This is a genomic window from Luteitalea sp., assembly GCF_044337415.1.
GTDB lineage: Bacteria > Acidobacteriota > Vicinamibacteria > Vicinamibacterales > Vicinamibacteraceae > Luteitalea.
Window position 1 is genome coordinate 1 of record NZ_JBIINP010000164.1, and the last position, 9,660, is coordinate 9,660.

Here is a 9,660-nt window from a genome sequence, read left to right on the forward strand (position 1 = left end):
TAAGCGTTAAGCGTTAGGCGTTAAGCTGTCCCCGTGCCGCCGCCCATCAGCGTGATCGTCATCACGAAGGATGCTGCGGCCCACGTGGAGCAGGCCCTCAGGTCTGCTGCCTGGGCCGACGAGTGCATCGTCGTCGACTGCGGCAGCCGCGACGACACGGTGGCCCGGGCGCGGGCGCTGGGCGCCCGCGTCGACGAGCGCGCGTGGACCGGGTACGGCGACCAGAAGAACCACGCGGCGTCCCTGGCGCGACACGACTGGGTGTTCTCGCTCGATGCCGACGAGGCGGTCACCGATGGCCTCCGGCAGGCGATCGCCGCCCTGCCCGATGCCCCCGACCCGGCGGCCTTCCGCATGCCGCGCGTCACGTGGTACCTCGGGCGCTGGATCCGATCCACCGACTGGTACCCGGACAAGGCGGTCCGCCTGTACGACCGCCGACGGGCACGCTGGGACGACCGCCCGGTGCACGAGGCGCTCGTGGTGCAGGGCAGCGTCGCCGAGCTCGGCGGCGAGATCGAGCATCGCCCGTACGCCGACGTGGCCGACCATCTCGCGCGGATGAACCACTACACCACGCTGGCGGCGCAGCAGATGCAGGCGCAGGGTCGCAAGGCGCACGCCTGGCACCTGCTGGTGCATCCCCCGGCGGCGTTCCTGCGCAACTACATCGCGCGTGCCGGCTTCCGCGACGGCGTCCCCGGTCTGGTGGTGTCGCTCCTCGGCGCCGTCTACGTGCTGCAGAAGTACGTCAAGTTGTGGGACCGCCAACGCCACTCGTCCTGACGCGCACGCCATGGCCATCCGTACCATCCACATCGACACTGCCCGCACGTGGCGCGGGGGCCAGAACCAGGCGCTGCTGACCGTGAAGGGCCTGCGCGCCCTCGGCCACCCGACGATGCTCGTGGCGCATCCCGAGGGGGAACTGCGGCGGCGGGCACCGCAGGATCCCGACCTCGTGCCCCTCGCGCCGCGATTCGAGGTGGACTTCCACGCCGCCTGGAAGCTTGCGCGCATCATCCGCGCCTTCAACCCGGCCCTGCTTCACGCGCACGACCCACACGGCGTGGCGCTGGCCGCACTCGCGCTCGGCTTCCGCATGCCATGGCCGCCGCCGATGCTGGTGGCCTCGCGGCGCGTCGACTTCCGGCTCGCCGGCAACTCGCTCTCGCGGGCCAAGTACCGCCAGGTCGATCGCTTCATCTGCGCCTCGGCGGCGATCGGCAGGATCCTCGCCGCCGATCGCGTGCCCGCCGACCGCATCGTCACGGTGCACGAGGGCGTGGACCTGCAGCACGTGGCCGACGCACCGCCCGTGTCGATCCACGAGACGTTCTGGCTGCCGCATGGCGCGCCGGTGGTGCTCAACGTCGCGGCGCTCGTGCCGCACAAGGGGCAGCGCTACCTGATCGACGCGTTCGCATCGGTGGTGCGCGCGGTGCCCGACGCGAGGCTCGTGATCCTCGGCCAGGGCGAGCTGCATCAAGCGCTCGAGAAGCAGGTGCATCACCACGGGCTCGAGAAGCACGTGCTGCTGCCGGGCTTCCGCACCGATGTCCTGTCGCTGATGAAGACCGCCGACATCTTCGTGATGAGCTCGGTGATGGAAGGCCTGGGGACATCGCTGCTCGATGCGATGGCGTGCGCCCGCCCGATCGTCGCCACCGAGACCGGCGGCATTCCCGAGGTGGTCGCGCACGACGAGACCGGCCTGCTGGTGCCGCCGCGCGATGCCGAGGCGCTGGCCGATGCGCTGGCGACGCTGCTGCAAGACGAGGACCGCGCCCGTGGCTACGGCGCGGCCGGGTACGAGCGCGTGCACCGCCAGTTCAGCGTCGACCACATGGTGCGCAACACGGTGGCGGAGTACGAACAGTTGCTGGCGGCACGAGGCTGAGCAAGGGACAAGGGACACGTACTCGAGTCACAAGGGCGGCAAGGGACCGGGGACAGGCGGCAGCCGAGGGACAAGGGACGGGTACTCGCCAAGGGACGAGGGACGAGTACTCGAGTCACTAGGGATACAAGGGACAGGGGACCGGCAAGAGCCAAGGGACAAGGGACACGTACTCGAGTCACAAGGACGGCCAGCGACAAGGGACGAGTTTCCAAGGGACCAGGGACGAGGCTCGGCGTCATGCTGTCGCCGCCGGGACAGATGCGGTAGTCGCGCCTTGGTGCTGTAACCGTGAGCTCCGATGAGGCGGCCGGCGACCTTGGTCGATGGTCGACAAAGACTCGCTGACGATCCGGTAGCCCTGCTGCCTTGTCCCCTGTCCCTGCTCTTCCTCGTCCCTTGTCCCTCGCCTCCCTTGTGACTGGCGTACTCTTCACTTGTCCCTTGTACTGGTGTCTGTCCAGTGCCTGAACTTCCTGATCTGACCATTTATGTCGACGCGATCCGCGCACGCGCCTGTGGGCAGGCGCTGGAGCGCGTGCGGCTGCGGAGCCCGTTCCTGCTGCGCACGGTGGAGCCGCCGCTCGAGGCGTTCGAGGGGCGGGTGCTCGAGGACGTGCGGCTGCTCGGCAAGCGCTTGGTGTTCGCGTTCCCGCAGGAACACTTCCTCGTGCTGCACCTCATGATCGCGGGGCGTTTGCACTGGAAGGCGCCGGGCGCGCCCGTGCCCGGCAAGGTCGGGCTGTGTGCGTTCGACTTCTCTTCTGGAGCCCTGACGCTCACCGAGGCAGGTTCGAAGCGACGTGCGTCGCTCCACGCCGTGCGCGGGGCCGAGGCATTGGCCGCCATGGACCCGGGCGGTATCGACGTGATGACCGCCTCGCTCGAGGTGTTCGCTGCGATGCTGACGCGGGAGCGCCACACGCTGAAGCGCGCGCTCACGGACCCGCGCCTGTTCAGTGGCATCGGCAACGCCTATTCGGACGAGATCCTGCACGCGGCCTGCCTGTCGCCCATGCGCCAGACGCACCAGCTGTCGCCGGACGAGATCGCGGTGCTCCGCGACGCGACGCGCGACACGCTGGCCGCGTGGATCGCACGCTTCCGCGAACGCGTCGGCGATCGCTTTCCAGAGAAGGTCACGGCCTTCGTCGAGGGCATGGCCGCCCACGGGCGTTACGGCCAGCCCTGCCCGCGCTGCGGCACGCCCATCCAGCGACTCGTCTACGCCAGCAACGAGGCCAACTACTGCCCCGCCTGCCAGACCGGCGGCAAGCTGCTCGCCGACCGCGCGCTCTCGCGGCTGCTCCGCGAAGACTGGCCGAAGAGCCTGGAGGAACTGGAGGAGCGGATGAGCAAGGGACAACGGACGAGCGACACGTCACGAGGGAGCCGAGGGACAAGGGAGCGGGACGACAAGTGACGAGGGAGAAGAACGACGCAGGTGGAGCTGCGGTGGCCGTCGCGGCCGCATGGGCCGCCATCGGTGGGGTCTGCGGCCGGTGGGCGAGCCGCTTCCACCGCTGACGGGAACCCTCGTCCCTCGTCCCTGCCCGTCCTAGTCCCCCGTCCCTTGGTGCCCTGGTGACTCGCGTACCTGTCCCTTGTCCCTCGGCTCCTGACTGTCCCTTGTCCCTATCCTTCCTGGTCCCCAGTCCCTTGGTGCCCTGGTGACTGGCGTACGTGTCCCTTGTCCCTACCCGTCCTGGTCCCGTGTCCCTTGCCGCCCTGGTGACTGGCGTACGTGTCCCTTGTCCCTACCCGTCCTGGTCCCCCGTCCCTTGGCGCCCTGGTGACTGGCGTACGTGTCCCTTGTCACTTGTTTTTCCGGGTCGACAGAACCCTTGGAGCGGGCACTGTGAGCTGCCGACCTTCTTGCCGTGGCCGCACGCGCCCATCATGCTCATGTGGCACAGCGAGAAGTCGTAGCGCACGGGGTCGTCGGGGTCGATGCGCCTCAGCGTCGCCGTGATGTCGGCGGCCATGCGCCAGCCCGGGCTCGTGTAGCGCGTCAGGCGCAGGCAGCGTCCGACGCGGATCGTGTGCGTGTCGAGCGGGATCACCAGTCGGGCCCGCGACACGCCCGTCCAGCCGCCGGGATCGACCGCATCCTGCCGGACCATCCAGCGCACGAACAGGTTGAGGCGCTTGCACGCACTCCCGAGCGACGGCTTCGGAAAGAAGTAGTGCACACCGAGTCGGCCCAGCCTTCGCTGACCGCTTGCTTCGCTCGCGGCTTCGGCGGGCAAGCCACGCGACGCCCCGCCGTAGGCCTCGCGCACGTCCACGCCGCACGCCGCCGCACAGAACGCCTCGAGCCCTGGCGCGACGTCCTCGCTCGCCGGATCGTCGCCCGCGAGGAACGCCCCCTCGAGCGACCCGTGCCGCGCGCGGAGCGTGCGGAGCACCACCAGGAGGGCGACCAGGTCGTCGCCGCGCGTCCAGCGGTGTACGACCGGCGCGAGCGCCTCGCGCGCCTCGCGCACGTCCAGCGCATCGATGTAGGCCGCCGGACGCGGCCCGAGCAGCGCGAGCACCCGCTCGATGCTCGCGAGCACGCTCGCCAGCCGCCCGAAGGCCAGGCCCGACGCGATCGCCGCCACCACCTCGCGGTCGCGCGGGTCGTCGTAGCGCCACACGAACTGCACGGGGTCGGCCGTCGAATCCGGCACGTTGTAGGCGTCGTGCAGCCGATCGAGCTCCACGCGAAACTGCGCGAGCTCGGCGGCCTTCAGGCGCAACAACGGCGCGAGCCGTGCAGATCGTGCGGGTGGCATCGGTAAGTGTGATCGAGGCTCAGGGCTCAGCTCAAGGCTCAGGGCTCAAGGCTCAGGGCTCAAGGCTCAGAGAGCATCCTGACTGCCCACTGCCGACTGCCGACTGCCGACTCCCGGCGGCCGACCGCTGTCCCCCGAGCCCCAAGCCCCCAGCCGCACGAGGGAAGGACCCAGCCGCGTCGGAACACAGGAACAAGGCTCAGGGCTCAGAGAGCATCCTGACTGCCGACCACCGACACCCGACTGCCGTCCGTGACGGTAGACTGCCGACTACCGACTCCCGACTGCCGACCGCTGTCCCCCCAGCCCCCAGCCCCTAGGGAAGGGCCAGGCCGCGTTGGACGCAGCAGCAAGGCTCAGGGCTCAGGACTCAAGGCTCAGAGAGCATCCGGACTGCCGACCGCCGACGCCCGACTGCCGACCGCTGTCCCCCGAGCCCCAAGCTCCCAGCTCCCAGCCCCCTGATTCAGAAGCTCGTGAGCGGCACGCCCGACGCGCACTGCGGGCATGTCGTCGACGTGTGGATGTCGCGCGCGTCGTACTCGAGCAGCGCCACGTTCGGCACATCGAGCGAGACAACGGCTGCCATGCGGTCGTAGATCTGCACGCTGCCGATCAACTCGCCGCCAGCCTTGCGCACCAGCTCCGCGCAGTGCGCCAGCGTCTTGCCGGTGTTGCGCACGTCGTCGGCCAGCAGCACCTTCTTGCCGGCCAGCACCCGACGGTACGTGGACCGGAGCCGCAGCCCTTCCTCGGGGTCGTGCTGCACCGGGGCGAACACGGTCGGCGGGTGCGCCAGGTCGCGCCTACCGTCGAGCAGGCCCGCGATGGTATGGGCCAGCAGGGCCCCGCCCGTCGACGGCCCGACCACAGCCTGCACGTTGGTGGCGATCTCGTACGGCAGCACGTCGAGCAGGTCCTGCGCCAGCTGCCAGATGGTGGCCGGGTGGCAGAACAGCATGTGCGGGTTCAGGTAGGTGCGGCCGTGGTAGCCGTTGCCGAAGTCGAAGTGCCCCTCGAGGAGCACGTTGGCGTCCTGCAGGATGCCCTGCGCGCGCTTGCGGACGTCGTCAATCCGTTGGGTCATGGCTGCGTGGGCTCCGTCACTCGACCGGCGCGGTCGGCCAGTCCCCGAGGCCATCGACGGCCCTGTTGCGATACACGAGGCGGCCCGCGACGATGGTGGCGGCCACGCCTCCCTTGAGCGTCCAGCCTTCGAAGGGCATGTTCTTCGAGAGCGACTTCTGCGATGCGGCGGTGATGGTCACCGGCAGATCCGGCGCGAGCACCGTGATGTCGGCCGGCGTCCCCTCGGTGAGCGCCCCGCCAGCCACCTTGAGGATGCGCGCGGGATTGACCGAGAGCAGTTCCACCATCCGCGCGAGCCCGATCCGGCCCGTGTGCACCAGGCGATCGAAGGTGAGCGGGACGGCGGTCTCGAGCCCCGTGATGCCGAACGGCGCCTGATCGTACGAGAGCGCCTTCTCGTCGGCGTGGTGCGGCGCGTGGTCGGTGGCGATCACGTCGACGCTGCCGTCGGCCAGGCCCTCGATGAGCGCGTCGACGTCGGACTGCGGGCGCAGCGGCGGGTTCATCTTGGTGTTGGTGTCGTAGCCGCGCAGCGCCTCGTCGGTCATCACGAAGTGGTGCGGGGTCACCTCGCAGGTGACGGCGATCCCGCGCGCCTTGCCCACCTTCACGGCCCGCAGCGACCCGGCCGTGCTCAGGTGGGCCACGTGGACGGGCGTCTTCGTGAGCCCGGCAAGCGTGATGTCGCGCTCGATCCAGAGCTCCTCGGCCTCGCCCGGGATGCCACGCAGCCCGAGCTCGGTCGCAACCGCGCCCTCGTGCACGACGCCGTCGCCCTTGAGCGTGGGGTCCTCGCAGTGGTCGATGACCAGCACGTCGAGCATGCCCGCATACTCGAGCACCCGCCGCATCAGGAGCGCCGTCCGGATCGGGTGGCCGTCGTCGGACACGGCGACGCAGCCGGCGGCCCTCAGCTCGCCGATCTCGGCCATCTGCTCGCCCTTCGATCCCACCGACGCGGCGCCGATCGGATAGACGCGCGCCAGGCCGGCCGCAGCCGCCTTGTCGAGGATGTAGTGCGTCACTGCGGCGCTGTCGTTGACCGGGCTGGTGTTGGGCATGCAGGCGACCGCAGTGAAGCCGCCCGCGACGGCCGCGGCGACGCCGCTGGCCACGGTCTCCTTGTGCTCCTGCCCGGGCTCCCGCAGGTGCACGTGCATGTCGATGAGGCCGGGCGTCACGATGCATCCGGCGGGCACGTCGAGCACCGTCGCGCCCTCGGGCACGGACAGGCCGGCGCCGATGCGCGCGATCACGCCGTTGCGCACCTCGATGTCGAGGATGCCGTCGCGGCCGTTGGCCGGATCCACCACGCGGCCGTTCCTGAGGATGTACGTCATGGGTTCACTCATTCGTCGCTCCCGCCGAGCAGGTACAGCACCGCCATGCGCACGGCGACCCCGTTGGCCACCTGCTCGAGGATGACGGCGCGCGGGCCGTCGGCGACCTCGGAGGCGATCTCGACGCCGCGGTTCATCGGGCCCGGGTGCATCACGATGGCGTGCGGCTTCGCCAGCGCGAGGCGCGCCGCCGTGAGCCCGAACAGCGTGAAGTACTCGCGTAACGACGGGAAGAAGTTGTTCTGCATCCGTTCGAGCTGGATGCGCAGCATCATCACGACGTCGGCGCCCTCGAGGGCCTCCTCGATCGTGCGGCACCGGATCGCGCCCAGCGCCTCGATGCCGACGGGCACGAGGGGCCGCGGCGCGGCCACGCGCACCGTCGCGCCCATCTTGCGCAGGAGCAGCAGGTTGGATCGCAGGACCCGGCTGTGCAGCAGGTCGCCGACGATGGCCACCTGCAGCCCGTCGAGGCGCCCGAGGTGCTGGCGCATCGTGTAGGCGTCCAGCAGCGCCTGCGTCGGGTGCTCGTGCAGGCCGTCTCCGGCATTGACGATGTGCGAGCGGCAGTGGCGCGCGAGCTGCTCACAGGCGCCAGACGAGGCATGGCGCACGACGAGCATGTCGGGCTGCATCGCCTCGATGTTGCTCACCGTGTCGAGCAGCGTCTCGCCCTTGACGACGCTCGAGGTCGACACCGCCAGGTTGAGCGTGTCGGCACTCAACCGCTTCTCGGCGATCTCGAACGACGTGCGCGTGCGGGTGCTCGGCTCGAAGAACAGGTTGACGACGGTGCGCCCGCGCAGCGCCGGCACCTTCTTGATCTGGCGCTCGCCGACCTCGCGCATGGCGTCGGCGGTGTCGAGGATCAGCGTGATCTCACCCGGATCCAGGTCGCCGATGCTCAGCAGGTGGCGGCCACGCAGCGCGGTGACGGGGGCCGCGGGGGTCATGCGCCCTCCTCGAGTTGCACTTCGTCGAGCCCGTCGATCTCGGTCAGCCGCACCTGCACGCTCTGCTCCTGCGACGTGGGCAGGTTCTTGCCGACGTAATCGGCCTTGATCGGCAGCTCTCGGTGGCCGCGATCCACGAGCACGATGAGCTGGATGCTGCGCGGGCGACCGTAGTCGATGATGGCGTCGAGCGCCGCGCGGATCGTCCGCCCGGTGTACAGCACGTCGTCGACCAGCAGCAGGCGCCGACCCTCCACCGAGAAGCGGATGTCGGTGCTGCGAACGACGGGCTGCGGCCCGACGGGCGTGCGCATGTAGTCGTCGCGATACAGCGTGATGTCGAGCGACCCGACCGGCATCGTCACCCCGCCCGCTTCCTGCAGCACGCGGGCGATGCGCTCGGCGATCACCACGCCGCGCGTGCGGATGCCGACCAGGGCCATGTCCGAGAGGTCGCGGTTGCGCTCGAGGATCTCGTGCGCGATGCGACGCAGGCTGGCCTCGATGCGAGACGCATCCATCACCGCGGGCACGGGCACCTCCGGACGGCACGGCACGGCAGCGCCAGCAGGCGCGCGCGCACGGGGACTCGATGAGTTGCGGAATCCGCGCGGACGCGCGGCACTCTGGTGTGGGGCATGTCGACCTCTTTGCGGCCTCACGGGACCGCGATTAAAGAGCCGGCAAACAGGATACAGGAAATTCAGAATTCAGAGTTCAGAATGCAGCGCGGGGCCGACATCGCCACCTCAGGCCCAATTCAGAGTTCAGAGTTCAGAATTCAGCGCAGGACGCACACCGCCTCGCTCCGCGGAGCAGTTCGGAATGAGGAAGGCCTGTGCGGCGCCAGCGCGCGGCGGAACTCGGACCTGCGCTTCATGCCTGAATTCTGAATGTCTCAGAAATGTGCCTGAATTCTACTGATAGCTGCGAATGAAGCTGACCGGGCGGCCGCCGGTGAGCGACCCGACGAAGAGATCCGTGCGGGCGAAGCCGTCCATGTCGCGTGCCACCGGGAGACCCAGGTAGTAGAGGACCGTCGGCAGCACGTCGACGATGGCGCCGAGGGTCTTGCGGCCGGGCGACACCTGCCGCCCGTACGCGAGCATGAAACCGTCGGACCGGTTCGCCTCCCCCGCCAGCCCGGCGTCGTCCACGAGTCGGTCGCGCACGCGGACGAGCGGACTGGGCGACTCGAGGCGGTACCCCGAGACCACCAGCAGGAGGTCGTCGGGCGCCAGTCGCTCGAGCACACGGCCGAGTTCGGCGTCGATGAAGTCGTACACGGCGTCGACCGGACGACGGCCTGCCGGCGCCGACGGAGGTAGCAGCGCGTCACGCGCGCCCGCCGACAAGGCCGCGTACCGCAGGGCGGCCACCTGCACGTCGCCGCCCTCGGCCAGCGCCGCCTCGAAGCGTTCCCGCGCCAGCCGGTCCGCGTCCACCGGCGCCAGACCGGATCGTCCGGGTTCGGCCGGCAGGATGCGGCCCCGCCCCGAGGCGCCCTGCACCGCGAACGGCCAGGCCGCCGTCACGGCAGGAAACCCGGAGGCATCGAGGATGCGCCACAACGGGGCGCCCCGCAGGTCCTCCACGCGGTG

The 9,660-nt window shown here is 69.9% G+C and carries 8 protein-coding genes and 1 pseudogene; 3 read left to right on the forward strand and 6 right to left on the reverse strand.

Annotated features, from left to right (window positions below):
• Positions 1 to 33: 33 nt before the first annotated feature.
• The 3 genes from ACIRDX_RS17580 (at position 34) to ACIRDX_RS17590 (ending at position 3,323) form a co-directional block, all read left to right on the forward strand.
• On the forward strand, positions 34 to 786 hold the full coding sequence (locus ACIRDX_RS17580) for a glycosyltransferase family 2 protein (RefSeq protein WP_396626741.1): 753 nt from the start codon (positions 34 to 36) through the stop codon (positions 784 to 786).
• 10 nt (positions 787 to 796) lie between these two features.
• Positions 797 to 1,900 (forward strand): glycosyltransferase, encoded by a 1,104-nt coding sequence (locus ACIRDX_RS17585; RefSeq protein WP_396626742.1) that lies wholly within the window; start codon positions 797 to 799, stop codon positions 1,898 to 1,900.
• A 463-nt stretch (positions 1,901 to 2,363) separates the two neighbouring features.
• On the forward strand, positions 2,364 to 3,323 hold the full coding sequence (locus ACIRDX_RS17590; RefSeq protein WP_396626743.1) for an Fpg/Nei family DNA glycosylase: 960 nt from the start codon (positions 2,364 to 2,366) through the stop codon (positions 3,321 to 3,323).
• A 334-nt stretch (positions 3,324 to 3,657) separates the two neighbouring features.
• On the opposite strand, the gene ACIRDX_RS17595 is transcribed toward ACIRDX_RS17590, so the two are convergent.
• The 6 genes and pseudogenes from ACIRDX_RS17595 to ACIRDX_RS17620 all read right to left on the reverse strand — a co-directional run.
• Positions 3,658 to 4,677: a TIGR02757 family protein gene (locus ACIRDX_RS17595; protein ID WP_396626744.1), complete on the reverse strand. Its 1,020-nt coding sequence runs from the start codon at positions 4,675 to 4,677 to the stop codon at positions 3,658 to 3,660.
• A 466-nt stretch (positions 4,678 to 5,143) separates the two neighbouring features.
• Complete coding sequence (locus ACIRDX_RS17600) at positions 5,144 to 5,764, reverse strand: orotate phosphoribosyltransferase (RefSeq protein ID WP_396626745.1); 621 nt, start codon at positions 5,762 to 5,764, stop codon at positions 5,144 to 5,146.
• A 16-nt stretch (positions 5,765 to 5,780) separates the two neighbouring features.
• Positions 5,781 to 7,106, reverse strand: coding sequence for a dihydroorotase (locus ACIRDX_RS17605; protein WP_396626746.1), 1,326 nt, complete (start codon positions 7,104 to 7,106; stop codon positions 5,781 to 5,783).
• An 8-nt stretch (positions 7,107 to 7,114) separates the two neighbouring features.
• Complete coding sequence (locus ACIRDX_RS17610) at positions 7,115 to 8,059, reverse strand: aspartate carbamoyltransferase catalytic subunit (protein WP_396626747.1); 945 nt, start codon at positions 8,057 to 8,059, stop codon at positions 7,115 to 7,117.
• Positions 8,056 to 8,580 carry a bifunctional pyr operon transcriptional regulator/uracil phosphoribosyltransferase PyrR gene (gene pyrR, locus ACIRDX_RS17615; protein WP_396626748.1) on the reverse strand — a complete coding sequence of 175 codons (525 nt, stop codon included), beginning with the start codon at positions 8,578 to 8,580 and terminating at the stop codon, positions 8,056 to 8,058. Before pyrR ends, ACIRDX_RS17610 begins: the two co-directional genes overlap by 4 nt.
• Before the next feature lie 396 nt (positions 8,581 to 8,976).
• Positions 8,977 to 9,660 (reverse strand): annotated as a pseudogene (locus ACIRDX_RS17620) (hypothetical protein); the annotation flags it as partial.